Here is a 17003-nt window from a genome sequence, read left to right on the forward strand (position 1 = left end):
CTATGCGGTCCCGTCTCGGTCCTCGGTCGTGGACAGCCAGTCGGAAATCGAGTCCCACAGCAGGGAGAGCATGGGGGGATCGGCCATGTCGTCGTGAGAACAGGGCAGTCGCGACTCGCTGATATGGCCGGACGTATAGGGCTGCCACATGAAACGGCCCGAACCGTCGTCGAGTTCGTCCGACGAGACGAACAGGACATCGCCGTGGAATCTCCGAGGGCGGTGCTTCACGTAGATGCGGGTGTTGTTCGCGATGATCCGCGCCCTGACCTCGGCCTCTTCCTCCGAGATCTCCTTCCGGAAGTATTCCGGGAGCCCGGCGAGATCATGGAGAGAGGGCGCCTCGTCAAGTTCCGCCGATTCCTCCGCCGCTCCCTGCGCCGCTTTCTCCGCCGAATCGAGCGTGTCGATGGGGGCAGGCGCGTAGCCACCCATGATGACGAGCGCCACGTGCTGGCCGTCCTCCTGTAGTTGTACGGCCATCTCCTGCGCCACGCGGCCTCCCATGGACCAGCCCAGCAGGTGATAGGGACCGGACGGTTGTACTGTGCGCAGCTCTCTGACGTATTCCTCCGCCATTTCCCGGATGGACCCCGGCAACCCGCCCGAGGCGTCGGCATCTCGCGCCTGAAGGCCGTACAAGGGGATGCCGGCAGGCACGAATCCCGCCAGAGGGGCGAAACACCAACTCAACCCGGATCGCGGATGGACACAGAACAGGGGTGGCCGGTTCCCGTGCGTCCTGATGGGGAGAAGCGTGCGCAGCGAGTCCCGCGTCGCGGGGAGGCTCAGACGATGTGCCAGTCCGGCGACACTGGGTGCTTGCATCAGCATCTGGACGGATACGTCGACCCTCATGACCGAGCGAATCCGGCTCACCAGCCTGACCGCCAGAAGTGAATGGCCACCGCATTCGAAGAAGTTGTCCTCGACGCCGAGGTGAGGCACGTTCAGTTCCTCGGCGAAGATCCCGCACAGGATTTCCTCCTGGACCGTGGCCGGCCCCCGGCCGCCGTCGGCCGGGCGGGGATCCGGGGCGGGGAGCGCCGTGCGGTCGAGCTTGCCGTTCGGTGTCAGAGGGAGGGCTTTCAGGACCACCAGGGCGGACGGCACCATGTGCTCGGGAAGCGTCGCGCCGAGGTGGGTGCGCAGGGTGGCGGTGTCGACGGCGTTCGACCGATGGGGGGTGGGGACGAGGTAGCCGACGAGGCGTTTGTCCCCGGGGAGGTCCTCGCGTAGGACCACCGCTGCCTGGGCCACGTCCGGGTGGGCGGTGAGCGCGGCTTCGATCTCGCCCGGTTCGATACGGAAGCCACGGATCTTGACCTGGTCGTCGGTACGGCCCAGGTATTCCAGTTGTCCGTCGGTGTTCCAGCGGGCGAGGTCGCCGGTGCGGTACATCCGCTCGCCCGGACCTCCGAACGGGTTGGCGACGAACCGCTGCGCGGTCAGCCCCGGCCGGGCGTGATACCCGCGCGCCAGTTGGGCGCCGGAGACGTACAACTCACCCGCGACACCGACCGGTACGGGCCGCAACGCCGCGTCCAGGACGTAGACCTGGGTGTTCCACACCGGACGGCCGATCGGCGCCGCACCCCGGGGCCATGCCTCCGGGTCCGTCGGGAGTGTGTACGCGGTGACCACGTGGGTCTCGGACGGACCGTAGTGGTTGTGCAGTACGGTCCCGGCCGTCCCGCACAGGTCACGGACCCGGTCATTGAGCACAAGGGCCTCGCCGGCCTGGGAGACATGGCGCAGGCACGGCAGATCCGTGCCCCGTTCCGCCCGTGCCTCGCCCAGTGCCTCCACCATCAGGTGGGGGGCGTACAACTCGGTCGCCTTCTGCTCCCTCAACCACACCACGAACTCCTCCGGGTCGCGCCGGATCTCTTCGTCGGGTATCACCAGGGTCCTGCCGTCCAGGAGAGTCGAAAGGATCTCCTGGGCCGAGACGTCGAAGCTGATCGCGGTGAACTGGGCGACCCGCGATCCGTCCTCGGCGGGGATCGCGGAAGCGTGCCAGGACATCAGGTTGACCAGCGCGCCACACGACATCACCACCCCCTTGGGACGGCCGGTCGAGCCGGAGGTGTAGATCAGGTACGCGGGGTGCTTCGGCAGCAGCGGACCGGTCCGCTCCTCGTCGCCGGGAGCGCCGGCCGGCAGTGCGCCGACTTCGGCGACAACCACGGGGTCGTCCAGCAGGAGCGTGGGCCCGGCGGCCAGGCGGTCGGCGACCTCTGTGGTGGTCAGCGTCAGGGAGGGGACGGCGTCGGCCAGCATGAAGGCGATCCGCTCGGCCGGATACCGGGGATCGATCGGCAGGTAACCGGCGCCCGACTTGAGCACCGCCAGCAGACCGACGATCAGGTCCACCGAGCGGGGCACGGCCAGCCCCACGATGCACTCGGGACCGATACCGCGCCGGATCAGCAACCGGGCAAGCCGGTTCGCACGCTGGTCGAGCTGCGCGTAAGTCACCTCATCGCCACCGAAGACCACCGCGACCGCATCAGGATGCTTCGCGACCCGGGCCTGGAACAGCTCGGGCAGCGCCGCCGCGGGCACCTCCCGGACGGTCTCGTTCCACCCCGCCACCACCTGGTGCCGCTCCGTCGCCGACAACACGTCCACCCCGCTGACCCGCTGGTGCGGTTCCCCGGTGACCGTGTCCAGGACGCGGACGAACCGGTCGGCCAGGGTCTCGACCGTTTCCGCGTCGAACAGGTCGAGGGCGTAGTCGATTCCGCCGTGCAGACCGGCGGGGCGATTGCCGGTGTGGGCGTCGGCGTCGGTGTGGAAGGTTTCGCTCAGGCTGAGGAACAGGTCGAATTTGGCGGCCGGTTCGCCGGTGGGCAGCGATTCGGTGTGAATGCCGGGCAGGTCCAGTACCGCCGGGGCGTTGTTCTGCAAGGCGAACATGACTTGGAAGAGTGGGTGGCGGGCCATGGAGCGGGCGGGTGCGAGGTCTTCGACCAGTCGCTCGAAGGGCACGTCTTGATGCGCGAAGGCGGCGAGGCTGTTGTCTCGGATCTGTTCCAGCAGGCCGGCGAAGGACGGGTCGTCGGACAGGTCGGTCCGTATCACGAGGGTGTTGACGAAGAATCCGACGACGTCGTTCAGTGCTTCGTCGGTGCGTCCGGCGACCGGGGTCCCTACGGGAATGTCGTTGCCCGCGCCCATCCGGGACAGCAGTACCGCCAACGCGGCCTGGAGCACCATGAACACAGTGACGCCCTGGGCGCGGGCCAGTTCGGCGACCCGGGCATGCACCTCGGCCGGGACGCGGACGTCCACCCGGCCGCCGCGATGGGAGGCCACTGTCGGCCGTGGCCGGTCGAACGGCAGCACCAGCTCCTGCGGTATCCCGTCCAAAGCCTTGCGCCAGTAGCCCAGTTGCTCGTTCAGGAGGCTGTCCGGGTCGGTGTCCGCGCCGAGCAGCTCGCGCTGCCACAGGGTGTAGTCCGCGTACTGCACCGCCAACGGCTCCCACACGGGTATCCGGCCCGAGGACCGTGCCGCGTATGCGAGCGACACATCTCGCGCCAGCGGTCCCATCGACCATCCGTCACCGGCGATGTGATGCACCACCATCACCAGTACGGACTCACGCGGTCCCACCCGCAGCAGCCACGCCCGTAGAGGAAGCTCAGCCGCCAGATCGAACGCATGACCCGCCAGCCCGGCAATCGCCGCTGCCAGATCCTCCTGCTCCACCTCGACCACCGGCAGATCAAAAGAGGAAGGTGGGGGAAGGATCTGCTGATACGTTCTGCCCTCCTCGGCCGGGAAGACCGTCCGCAGCACCTCGTGCCGACCCACCACATCACCCAGCGCCGTCCGCAACGCCTCGACGTCGAGGTCACCGCTCAGCCGCAGAGCCAACGGGATGTTGTAGGTCGCCGACGGACCTTCCAACTCGCCCAGGAACCAGAGCCGTTGCTGTGCGAAGGAGACCGGTGTCTCCTCGGGGCGCGTCATCGCCGCCAGCGCCGGACGTGCAGTACCCGAATCGGTCAGCCGTCGCGCGAGTCCGGCCACGGTCGGCGCCTCGAACAGCGCCCGCATCGCGACCTCCACCCCCAGATCCGTCCGGATCCTGTTGGTCAGCTGGACCGCGAGCAGTGAGTGGCCGCCGAGCGCGAAGAAGTTGTCGTCCACGCCGACGCCGGGCAGGCCCAGGACTTCGGCGAACACCGAGCACAAGATCTCTTCGCGCGCGGTGGCGGGCCCCCGGCCACTGTCGGTCGGCCGGTAGTCCGGAGCGGGCAGGGCCCTGCGGTCCAGCTTGCCGTTCACCGTCAGTGGCAGAGCGTCCAGCACCACCAGCGCGGACGGCACCATGTACTCCGGCAGCACCGCGCCAAGACGACCGCGCAGCGCGGCACCGTCCACCGGAGGAGTGGTGCCACCGCGGGGGACGAGATAGCCGACCAGACGTTTGTCCCCGGGATGGTCCTCGCGTACCGTCACCGCTGCCTGGGCCACCGACGGATGCGCGGTGAGCGTGGCCTCGATCTCACCCAACTCGATACGGAACCCACGGACCTTCACCTGGTCGTCCGTACGGCCCAGGAAGTCCAGGACACCGTCCGGCCGCCATTTCGCCAGGTCGCCGGTACGGTACATCCGCTCGCCCGGACCTCCGAACGGGTTCGCGACGAACCGCTGCGCGGTCAGCTCCGGCCGGTTGAGGTAGCCACGGGCCAGCCCTGCGCCCGCGATGTACAACTCACCCGCCACCCCGGGCGGCACCGGTCGCAAGGCCGCGTCCAGTACATAGAGCTGGGTGTTGGCGATGGGGCTGCCGATGGGCGGTGTGCTGAGTTCGTCGGGGGAGAGGGGGTCGGTGGTGGTGGCGCAGACGGTGGATTCCGTCGGTCCGTAGGCATTGACGAGACGGCGGCCGGCGGCCCAACGGGTCGCCAGGTCACCGCTGAGGGCCTCACCGGCGGTGACGAGGGTGGTGATCGACGGCAGGCTGTCCGGTTCCAGGAGAGCCAGCACGGCGGGAGGCAGGGTGGCGTGGGTGACCGACCGTTCCGCGATCAGGCGGACGAGCGCCGGGCCCGGCAGCAGGTCGTGCGATGCGGCTGTGACGAGGCGGGCGCCGTTGCACAGGGCCATCACCGTCTCCCAGATCGCCGCGTCGAAGCTCGCCGAGGCGAACTGGAGCACCCGGCTGCCTGCTGTGATCGCGAATTCCTCCGACTGCGCGGCGGCCAGGGTCGGCAGTCCTCGGTGGGTGACGGTCACACCCTTCGGTCGTCCGGTGGAGCCGGAGGTGTAGATCACGTAGGCGGGGTGGGCGGGCAGCAGGGCGGTGTGGCGTTCGGCGTCGGTGGGATTGGTCTCCTGGATGTCCGCGAGAGCGGTGACGGTCCTGGTGGCGTCGACAGCCACGTACGGCGGATGGCCGTCGGTGAGGCGGGAGGCCAGGTCCGTGCTGGTGAGCACCAGCAGGGGCTGGGCGTCGGTGAGAACGTAGGCGATCCGCTCGGCGGGGTGGTCCGGGTCGACGGGTACGTACGCGCCACCGGCCTTGGTCACCGCGATGAGGGCGACGACGAGGTCGACGGAGCGGTGCATCATGACCGCCACCGGCGACTCGGGTCCTACGCCCCGGTCGATCAGGAGGCGGGCGAGGCGGTTGGCCCGGGCGTTGAGTTCCGCGTAACTGACTTCCCCCTCCTCGAAGACGACAGCGACCGCGTCCGGCGTACGGGAGGCCTGTGCCTGGAACAGCTCGGGCAGCGTTACGGCGGGCACGTCGCGGGCGGTGTCGTTCCACTCGGCCAGGACCCGCTCCCGCTCCCCGGGACCGAGGACGTCCACCGCGCCGATCTGCTGGTGCGGTGCTGTTTCCAGTGCGGAGACGACGCCTTCGGCCGCCGTATGGACCAGGCCGCACAGTGCTTCCCCCGACACAGGGTCGGCGACCTGCACGGTGAGGGTGAATCCGTCACTGGCGTCGTCCACGCTCAGTGCGATCGGATAGTTCGTCCGCTCCTGGTCGTACAGCACCGCGATGCCGTCGAGGCCGTGGTCCGTCCCCGGCTCGGCGCTCCTGGAATGCCGGTAGTTGAAGAGTGAGGTGAACAGCGGGGTGTCCGCGGTGATACCGCTGGCCTGCCGGGCCAGTTTCAAAGGCGCGTGCTCATGGACGAGCAGGTCCGCCAGCTGGTTCTGCACGGACCGGACCGTGTCCCCCACTTCCGCGTCCCGAGTCCGCACCCGTACCGGCAGGGAGTTGATGAACAGGCCGAGAACGCGGTCCGCGCCGCTTCCCGCGGCCATGCGGCCGAACAGGACCGTGCCGAAGACGACGTCGTCCCGGCCCGTGGTGGCCGCCAGAACCCGCGCCCACACGACATGCAGGACCGTGGCCGGGCTCACGCCCAGTCGGCGTGACCGGTCGCGCAGCCGCCGTGCGAGTTCCGTATCCATGACCCGACGGAACTCCGTCACTCCGGTTCCGTCGCCACGGACGTCGAGCAGGCCGAACGGCGCCGTCGGCTCGGTCACGTCCCCCAGGAGGGTGGAGAAGTACCTCCGGTGTTCCTCCTGCGCCACCCGAAGGCGGGCCTGGGCAACGAAGTTCCGGAACGGCAGAGGCGCCGGCAGGGTGTCCTCACGGCCCTCGACGAACGAGCGCACCTCCTCCAGCAGCATGTCCAGTGTGGTGTGGTCCGAGATCAGGTGATGGGCCTGGACGAGCCCGAGCCACTGACCCTTCACCGGACCGGCCGCCGTGTACACGCGGATCAGCGGCGCCCGGCCGATGTCCATCGACGCGGGGCACGCGGCCAGCATCCGGCCGGTCACCTCATCGTCAGGGCCCCCGGGCAGATCGACGCCTTCCACCGGGATCGCGACGTGGCGTACCACCACCTGGACCGGTTCGCGCAGCCCTTCCCACACGACGGCGGTCCGCAGGATGTCATGCCGGTCGACGACCTTCTGAAGTGCCTCCAGGAACCTGTCGAGCCGCTGCCGGGAGTCGAACCCCAACAGCACCGGCAGCACATACACATCGGTTCCGTCACCGGAGTCATCCATCAGGTGATGGAAGAGGATCCCTTCCTGGAGCGGAGCCAGCGGGTAGACGTCGGCCACGTTGCCCGCCCCGCCGGGAATCCGGGCCACGATCCGGTCGATCTCCTCCTGGGTCAGGTCCACCAGGGGAAGCAGGTCGGGAGAGAGGGCGACGGCGTCGTGCGGAATCCGGTTCTCCGGCACCGCCACCTCGGCCCGGCCCTCCGACGCGGCCAGTCCGGCAGCGGTCGGCGCCGCGAACAACGACCGTACGTCAACGGATATCCCCCGGCCGCGCAGCAGCTCCACCACCCGTACCGCGAGCAGTGAGTGGCCGCCGAGTTCGAATAAGTTGTCGTCCACGCCGACGGTGGGCAGGCCCAGGACTTCGGCGAACACCCCGCACAGGATCTCCTCCTGCACGGTGGCCGGCCCCCGGCCGCCGTCGGTCCGCCGGTGCTCCGGTGCGGGCAGGGCCTTGCGGTCCAGCTTCCCGTTCGCCGTCAGCGGCAGGGCGTCCAGCACCACCAGGGCGGACGGCACCATGTACTCGGGGAGTGTCAGGCCGAGGTGGGTGCGCAGGGCGGCGGCGTCGACCGTGCGTGTGCGACTGTGGGCGGGGACGAGGTAGCCGACGAGGCGTCGGTCGCCGGGGTGGTCCTCACGTACCGTCACCGCTGCCTGGGCGACGTCCGGGTGGGTCAGCAGTGCGGCTTCGATCTCGCCCGGTTCGATACGGAACCCGCGGATTTTCACCTGGTCGTCGGTACGGCCCAGGTATTCCAGTTGTCCGTCGGTGTTCCAGCGGGCGAGGTCGCCGGTGCGGTACATCCGCTCGCCCGGACCTCCGAACGGGTTGGCGACGAACCGCTGTGCGGTCAGTCCCGGCCGGGCGTGGTAGCCACGGGCCAGGCCCGCGCCGGAGACGTACAACTCACCTGCGACACCCACCGGCACCGGCCGCAACGCCGCGTCCAGAACGTAGACCCGGCTGTTGGGGACGGGCGTGCCGATGCGTGGTGTGTGGTGTGCGTGGGGCGAGAGGGGCGCGGTGGTGGTGGCGCAGACGGTGGATTCCGTCGGTCCGTAGGCGTTGACGAGCCGGCGCCCGGCGGCCCAGCGGTTGGCCAGGTGCTGGTTCAGGGCTTCGCCGCCGGTGACGAGGGTCGTGATCGACGGCAGACTGTCCGGTTCCAGGAGGGCCAGTACGGCCGGGGGCAGGAGTGCGTGGGTGACCGACCGCTCCGCTACGAGGCGGACGAGCGCCGGACCCGGGAGCAGGTCGTGCCGCGGGGCCATGACGAGGCAGGCGCCGTTGCACAGGGCCGTCACCGTCTCCCAGATCGCCGCGTCGAAGCTCGCCGAGGCGAACTGGAGCATCCGGCTGCCCGCCGTGATCGAGAGCTCCTCCGCCTGTGCGGTGGTCAGACTCGGCAGTCCTCGGTGGGTGACGGTCACGCCCTTGGGCTGTCCGGTCGAGCCGGAGGTGTAGATGACGTAGGCGGGGTGGGCGGGCAGCAGTGGGGCACGGCGTTCGGCGTCGGTGGGGTCGGTGTGTTCGAGACCCTCCAGTGCGATGGTGGTACGGGGAGCGTCGACGGTCAGGTACGACAGCGCTCCACTGCCGAGGCGGGAGACCAGGCTCGTGCTGGTGAGTACGAGGACGGGCTGGGCGTCGGTGAGGAGATAGGAGATCCGCTCGGCGGGGTAGTCCGGGTCGACGGGTACGTACGCGCCACCGGCCTTGGCCACCGCGAGGAGGGCGACGACGAGGTCCACGGAGCGGTGCATCATGACCGCGACCGGCGACTCGGGTCCTACGCCCCGGTCGATCAGGAGGCGGGCGAGGCGGTTGGCCCGAGCGTTGAGGTCCGCGTACCTGACCTCTACGCCCTGGAAGACCACCGCGACCGCGTCCGGGGTGCGGGCGGCCTGGGTCTGGAACAGCTCCGGCAGCGTTACGGCGGGCACGTCGCGGGCGGTGTCGTTCCACTCGACCAGGACCCGCCGCCGCTCCGCCGGATCCTGAACCTCGATGGCGGTGACGTGCTGGTGGGGGTTGCCGCTGACGGCGTCCAGGACACGGAGGAACCGCGCGGCCAGGGTCTCGACCGTCTCCGCGTCGAACAGATCGCGGGCGTAGTCGATACCGCCGTGCAGACCGGCCGGCCGACTACCGGTGTCGGCGTCGGTGTGGAAGGTCTCGGCCAGGGTGAAGGCGAGGTCGAACTTGGCCACCGGCTCGCCGGCGGGCAGGAGGGTGGCGTCGACACCAGGCAGGTCCAGCACGGCCTGGGTGTTGTTCTCCAGCGTGAGCATGACTTGGAAGAGTGGGTGGCGGGCCATGGAGCGGGCGGGTGAGAGGTCTTCGACCAGTCGCTCGAAGGGCACGTCTTGATGCGCGAACGCGGCGAGGCTGTTCTCTCGGACCTGTTCCAGCAGGCCGGCGAAAGGCGGGTCGTCGGACAGGTCGGTCCGTATCACGAGGGTGTTGACGAAGAATCCGACGACGTCGTTCAGTGCTTCGTCGGTGCGTCCGGCGATCGGGGTCCCTACGGGAATGTCGTTGCCCGCGCCCATCCGGGAGAGCAGTACCGCCAACGCGGCCTGGAGCACCATGAACACGGTCACGCCCTGGGCGCGGGCCAGTTCGGCGACCCGGGCATGCACCTCGGCCGGCACAAGGACGTCCACCCGGCCGCCACGATGGGAGGCCACTGTCGGCCGTGGCCGGTCGAACGGCAGCACCAGCTCCTGCGGTATCCCGTCCAAAGCCTTGCGCCAGTAGCCCAGTTGCTCGTTGAGCAGGCTGTCCGGGTCGGACTCCCCACCGAGCAACTCGCGCTGCCACAGCGTGTAGTCCGCGTACTGCACCGCCAACGGCTCCCACCCGGGCACCCGCCCGGCGGTACGGGTCGTGTACGCGACCGACACGTCACGCGCGAGCGGTCCCATCGACCATCCGTCACCGGCGATGTGATGCATGACCATCACCAATACGCACTCATCAGGCCCCACTCGCAGCAGCCACGCCCGCAAAGGAGGCTCAGCGCTCAAGTCGAAGGCATGACCGGTCAGCCCGGCAACCGCCTCCGTCAGGCCCTCCCGACCCACCTCGACCACCGGCAGATCGAAAGTGGAAGCAGCCGGGGCAAGAATGCGCTGGTACGGCCTGCCTTCCTCGGCGGGGAAGACCGTCCGCAGCACCTCGTGCCGGGCCACCACGTCACCCAACGCCATCCGCAGCGCTTCGACGTCGAGGTCACCGCTCAGCCGCAGAGCCACCGGAACGTTGTACGTGGCCGACGGCCCTTCCCACTCGCCAAGGAACCACAACCGCTGTTGCGCGAACGACAACGGCACTCGCTCCGTCCGCTCCACCCGTACCAGCGGTTGCCGCCTCGCGCGGGAGGAGGCCAACCGGCCGGCCAGGGCAGCCGGAGTGGGAGCTTCGAACAGCGTCCGGATCGGGACCTCGGCTCCGAACACCGACCGGATGCGGCTCACCACCCGTACCGCGAGCAGTGAGTGGCCGCCGAGTGCGAAGAAGTTGTCGTCCACGCCGACGCTGGGCAGGCCCAGGATCTCGGCGAACGCCGAGCACAGGAGTTCCTCCTGCACCGTCGACGCCTCCCGCCCCCCGTCCGTCGATTGATGCTCCGGAGCGGGCAGGGCCCCACGGTCCAGCTTGCCGTTCACCGTCAACGGCAACGCGTCCAGTATCACCAGCGCGGACGGCACCATGTACTCCGGCAGCACCTCGCCAAGACGAGCGCGCAGCGCGGCTCTGTCCACCGGAGGAGTGGTGCCACCGTGGGGGACGAGGTAGCCGACGAGGCGTTTGTCCCCGGGGTGGTCCTCGCGTACGACCACCGCTGCCTGGGCCACGTTCGGGTGGGCGGTGAGCGCGGCTTCGATCTCGCCCGGTTCGATACGGAAGCCACGGATCTTGACCTGGTCGTCCGTGCGGCCTAGATACTCCAGTTGTCCGTCGGTGTTCCAGCGGGCGAGGTCGCCGGTGCGGTACATCCGCTCGCCCGGACCTCCGAACGGGTTGGCGACGAACCGCTGCGCGGTCAGCCCCGGCCGGGCGTGATACCCGCGTGCCAGTTGGGCGCCGGAGACGTACAACTCACCCGCCACGCCCACCGGCACCGGCCGCAACGCCGCGTCCAGCACGAACGCTCTCATGTTCGGAACGGGGCGGCCGACGGGGACGCCACCCGGCACCTCCGGGTCCCCGGGGCGGACGGTGAAGATGACACATCCGACGGCCGCCTCGGTCGGACCGTACTCATTGGTGATCAGGACGTCCCGGTGCGCGGACCGCCACCGCGCGAGCTGCTCGCCCGCGAGACTCTCACCGCCGACGACCAGGTCTCCCCGGGGGAAGGATCCGGCGGGCTCTTCGCACAGCAGACCCAGGTGGCTGGGCGTCACCTTCAGGAAGGTGGGTGCCGGACCGGCCGGAAGCCCGTCCCGGATGTCCGCGATGTGCAGGGCGCCACCCGAGACCAGCGTGCCGTACAACGGTGTCACGGTCAGGTCGAACGCGGCCGACGAGTGCAGCACGGTCCGACCACGCAGCCCGGGATACGCGCCGCTCGCCCAGGCGAGGTACGAGCAGACCGCCGCGTGGCTCACCACGACGCCCTTGGGGCGTCCCGTGGAGCCGGACGTGTAGATCACGTAGGCGGGGTGATCGGGGAGGAGCGGCGCTCCTCGCTCGTGGTCCGTCAGGTTCTCCGCGGCCATGGTGGACAGGACCGCCGTGGTGTCCGGGGCATCCGTGAGGACGCGTGTCACACCGTCACCCACCGCGCCCGCCAAGGCCTGGTGTGTGACCAGCAGGGTGGTGCGGGCGTCGTCGAGCGTGTAGGTGATGCGGTCGGCGGGGTAGGCCGGGTCGATCGGGACGTACGAGGCGCCGGTCTTGACCACGGCGAGGAGCGCGACGACGAGGTCGGCGGAGCCGTCCATCATCACCGCCACCCGTTCTTCCGGCCGGGCGCCCCCGCGCACGAGGACGCGGGCCAGCCGGTTGGCGCGGGCGTTCAACTCCGCGTAGGTCGTCTCGGTGCCGTCGAACACCACCGCCGTCGCGTCGGGGGTACGGGTGACCTGGGCTTCGAACAGGTCGGTCAACGTGGTCGGTGGAACCTCGTGGGTGGTGCCGTTCCACCCGGACAGGATCAGCTCCCGCTCCGCGCTGTCCAGGACGTCGACCCGGCTGACCGGCACCGTCGGATGCGCGGTCACCCTCTCCAGGACCAGGAGGAAGCGCTGTGCGATCGCCTCGGCACTCGCCTGATCGAACAGGTCGGTGGCGTAGACGACCAGTCCGGTCAGGCCCGCCGGGGTGCCATCGTCGGTGATCCGCTCGGCGATCTGGAAGTCCAGGTCGAACTTGGCGGGAAGGACGCCCGGAGGCAGCGCCCCGATGGCCGACCCGGCCAGGTCGAGCCGCGTTTCGGCGGAGTTCTGGAGGGTGAGCATGATCTGGAACAGCGGATGGCGGGCCATCGAGCGGGTCGGGGCCAGGTCCTCCACCAGCCGCTCGAACGGCACATCCTGGTGCGTGTAGGCGCCGAGGTCCGTCTCCCGTGTTCTGGCCAGCAGGTCCAAGAAAGTCGGATCGCCGGACAGGTCCGAGCGCAGGACGAGGGTGTTGACGAAGCACCCCACCAGATCGTCCAGTGCCTCGTCGGTGCGCCCGGCGATCGGGGTGCCGAGGGGAATGTCGTCTCCCGCCCCCAGCCGGTGCAGCAGGACGGCCAACGCCGCCTGCACCACCATGAACACCGTCACACCCTGCACCCGGGCCAGCTCGGCCAACCCTTGGTGCAGGCGCGCGTCCATGGTGAGTGCGACACTGCCACCCCGATGGGAGACGACCGGGGGACGCGACCGGTCGAACGGCAGCGCCAACTCCTCGGGCAGGCCGGCCAGCGCCCGGCGCCAATAGGCCAGCTGCTCGGTCAGAAGGCTGTCGGGATCGGCTTCGTCACCCAGCAGCTCGCGCTGCCACAGGCTGTAGTCGGCGTACTGCACCGGCAGTGGCACCCACTCCGGGGGCCGGCCGGCGGATCGGGCCTCGTACGCGGCCGTCAGATCCCGCGTCAGCGGGGCCAGGGACCACCCGTCCCCCGCGATGTGATGCACCATGATCATCAGGACGTGCTCGTCAGGACCGGTTTCGAACAGCCACGCCCGGAGCGGGATCTCCTGGGCCAGATCGAAGTGGTGCCCCGCGATCCGGGTGAGGGCGGCGTGGAGGCCGGCTGCCCGTTCGACCCCGAGGGGGACCACGACGTCTTCGCGCGGCAGGATCCGCTGGCAGGGCTGCCCGTCCACCGTCGCGAACACGGTGCGCAGGACCTCGTGCCGGCCGACCACGTCGCACAGGGCCGCCTGGAGAGCGCCGACCTCCACGGGCGCGGTCAGGCGCAGGGCGGCGGGGATGTTGTACGTGGCCGACGGGCCTTCCCACTCGCCCAGGAACCACAACCGCTGTTGCGCGAACGACAGCGGCGCCCGCTCCGTCGGCTCCGCCCGTACCAGCGGTGGCCGCCTTGCACCGGAGGAGGCCAGTCGCTCGGCCAGGGCGGCGGGTGTGGGTGCCTCGAACAGCGTCCGGATCGGGACCTCGGCCCCGAGGACCGATCGGATACGGCTCACGAGCCGGGTGGCGAGCAGTGAGTGCCCGCCCAGTTCGAAGAAGTTGTCCTCGACGCCGACCGTGGGCAGGCCCAGGATCTCGGCGAACACCGAGCAGAGGAGTTCCTCCCGCACCGTGGCCGGCCCCCGGCCGCTGTCGGTCGCCCGACGGTCCGGAGCGGGCAGGGCCCTGCGGTCCAGCTTGCCGTTCACGGTCAACGGCAGCGCGTCCAGCACCACCAGTGCGGACGGCACCATGTGCTCCGGCAGCACACCGCGCACATGCTTCCGTATCGCGGCGATGTCCGTACCCGCGGAGTTGTTCGCCGGGACGAGGTAGCCGACCAGGCGCTGGTCGCCGGGGTGGTCCTCACGTACGGTCACCGCCGCTTGGGCGACGTCCGGGTGCGCGCTCAGCGTCGCCTCGATCTCTCCCAACTCGATCCGGAAGCCCCGGATCTTCACCTGGTCGTCCGTACGGCCCAGATACTCCAGCTGCCCGTCGGCGTTCCAGCGGGCCAGGTCGCCGGTACGGTACATCCGCTCGCCCCGGCCACCGAACGGGTTGGCGACGAACCGCTGCGCGGTCAGCCCCGGCCGCCCGAGGTAGCCACGGGCCAGCTGCACCCCGGCCAGGTACAACTCACCCGCGCTGCCCACCGGCACCGGCCGCAGCGCCGCGTCCAGGACATACACCTGGGTGTTCCACACCGGGCGGCCGATCGGGACACCGCTCCTGCCGGCGTGAGTGTCAGTATCAGCGTCAGTGCCGGTGTCGCTGTCACACGTCCACGCGGTGACCTCGACCGACGCCTCGGTGGGACCGTAGAGGTTGTGGAGCGGAACGGCCAGCACGTTCCGGAACTGCCCGGCGACCTCGGTGGAGAGTGCTTCACCACTACAGAACACAGCTCGCAGGTCGGTACAGGCGCCGGCGTCCGGTTCGTGGAGGAAGACCTGGAGCAAGGACGGGACGAAGTGCGCGATCGTGACACGTTCGCGCTGGATCAACCCGGCCAGATAGGTGGGATCGCGATGGCCCGAGGGCTTGGCGACCACCAGCGTGGCCCCCTGGAGCAGCGGCCAGAAGAACTCCCGTACCGACACGTCGAAACCGAAGGGGGTCTTCTGCAACACCCGGTCGGACGCGGTCAGACGGTAGGTGCCCTGCAACCAGGTCAGCCAGTTGACGACACCCGCGTGAGGTACGGCCACCCCCTTGGGCTGTCCGGTGGAGCCGGAGGTGTAGATGACGTAGGCGGGGTGGGTGGGGAGCAGGGCGGTACGGCGTTCGGCGTCGGTGGGGCCGGTGTCCTGGATGTCCGCCCGCGCGCCGATGGCCTGTGGCGCGTCGACGGCCACGTACGGCGGGTGGCTGTCGGTGAGGCGGGGGGCGAGGTCCGTGCTGGTGAGGACGAGGAGGGGTCGGGCGTCGGTGAGGAGGTACGTGACGCGGTCGGCCGGGTAGTCCGGATCGACGGGCACGTACGCGCCACCGGCCTTGAGCACCGCGAGGAGCGCGACGACGAGGTCCACGGAGCGGTGCATCATGACCGCGACCAGGGATTCGGGTCCCACACCCCGGTCGATCAGCAGCCGGGCGAGGCGGTTCGCCCGGGCGTCGAGGTCCGCGTAACTGACCTCCACGCCCTCGAAGACCACCGCGACCGCGTCCGGGGTGCGTGCGGCCTGGCTCTGGAACAGCTCCGGCAGTGTTGCCGCAGGTACCTCACGGGCTGTGTCGTTCCAGTCGGTGAGAACCAGGCGCCGCTCGGAGCGGCTCATCAGCGTGATCTGGTGCAGTCGCTCCTCCGTGGTGGAACGCGCCATCCAGCCCATCACGTCAAGGAATCGCGCGGCGTGCTCGCGCACCGCTCCCCGGCTGTAGAGATCCGGGTTGGCGTCCACGACCACGGACATGCTTCCGTCGGACGACCTGTCGTACACCGAGACCGACAGGTCGTTGAAATTGATGCCGCCGAGCCCGTGCGCCGTGCTGGGGGCGTCGCCGAATCTCAGGCTGTAGTCGAACGAGACGATATTGACCAGCAGAGGGTAGAGCCCGCCGCGCCCCACGAGCTTGAGGTCTCTGAGGATGTCCTCGTAGCGGTATCGCTGATGCCGTAAGGCATCTCTCACCCCGCGGGACACCTGCTTCACGAATTCCCTCACCGTGGCCTTCGGCTGCACGGTGAGGCGCAGGGGAATAATATTCGCCGTCATTCCCGGGACGTCTCGCAGCGCGGTTTTCCTGCCCATGACAGGGACCCCGAGAATGATGTCCTCCTGCCCCGTCGCGCGGTGCAGATAGGCGGCGCTCGCGGCGATGGACAGTCCCGAGAGGCTCGTTCCCAGCCGACGGGCGGAGCTTCTGAGTTCCGCGGCGGCCTCGGGCGGGATGCGGAGCGTGTGACGGGTCAGTTCATTCGGTGTGGTGGACGGCTCCCGGCCGCTCAGGCTGACCGTCCGGGGGCGATCGGAAAGCCGCTCCGTCCAGTACTCCCGGTCCGCTTCGAATTCCGCGGACGCCCGGTAATCGGCGTCGGCGTCCATCAGTACGGAACTTGAGGGAAGCGTACTGTCCGCGAGGGATTCGCCGGCCAGCAGTGCCGTGTACACCGCGGCCACCCGGGCGGCTATCCCGGGTCCCGCGAGTCCGTCCGCGATGATGTGGTGTATTCGCTGGTACCAGAAGAAGTGGTCTTCCCCCACCTTGAACAGCGCCTCGGCGAAGAGTTCGCCGCCCCGGAGATCCGCCGGACGTCGCATGTCCGCCCGCATCCACGTCTCCGCGGCGGAACGGGGATCTCCCTCACCGCTCACGTCGATCACGTGGAACGGCCAATCGTCCCGCGCGTCGAAACGCTGCTGCGGGAGCAGGTCCGCCGCCCCCTCGAATCGCAGATGAAAACAGTCGACTTCCCGGACGACTCTTCGCACGGCCGCTTCGAAGACGCCGGTGTTCACCTCTCCGTGAATCTCTATGTATTCACCCATGTTGTAGATCGGATTGTCTGGATTCATTTGCTGCGCGTGCCACACGCCGAGCTGCCCGGCCATCAATTCACGACGGCCGCCATGTGATCCAGACATCTCCGCACCCCGGTCAACGCTCGCGCTCCGCACCGGGAGCAATCAATTAAGCAATTTGACATCAATGTCGATCAACTTCACTCTCTCAAGCCGAACTGGACACTGTCAACGTTCTTGCCGAAGTGGGCATCTAGGTGGTGTTTGGTGTTTGTTTGCGATGGCTGTCCGGTGTTGCGCCATATTTGTCGCCGGTCGACCGCCGGTCAACAAATCAGGCG

At 69.2% G+C, this 17003-nt stretch carries 1 protein-coding gene; it reads right to left on the bottom strand.

From position 1 onward, the window contains the following. Window positions 1-16785: a non-ribosomal peptide synthase/polyketide synthase gene (locus tag HA039_RS32925; RefSeq protein ID WP_341830048.1), complete on the bottom strand. Its 16785-nt coding sequence runs from the start codon at window positions 16783-16785 to the stop codon at window positions 1-3. Window positions 16786-17003: the final 218 nt, after the last annotated feature.

The organism is Streptomyces liangshanensis (genome assembly GCF_011694815.1).
GTDB lineage: Bacteria > Actinomycetota > Actinomycetes > Streptomycetales > Streptomycetaceae > Streptomyces > Streptomyces liangshanensis.

Bases quoted from the DNA above. Each gene is read 5' to 3' on its own strand.
- HA039_RS32925 (WP_341830048.1), bottom strand. From the start codon at position 16,785: ATGTCTGGATCACATGGCGGCCGTCGTGAATTGATGGCCGGGCAGCTC.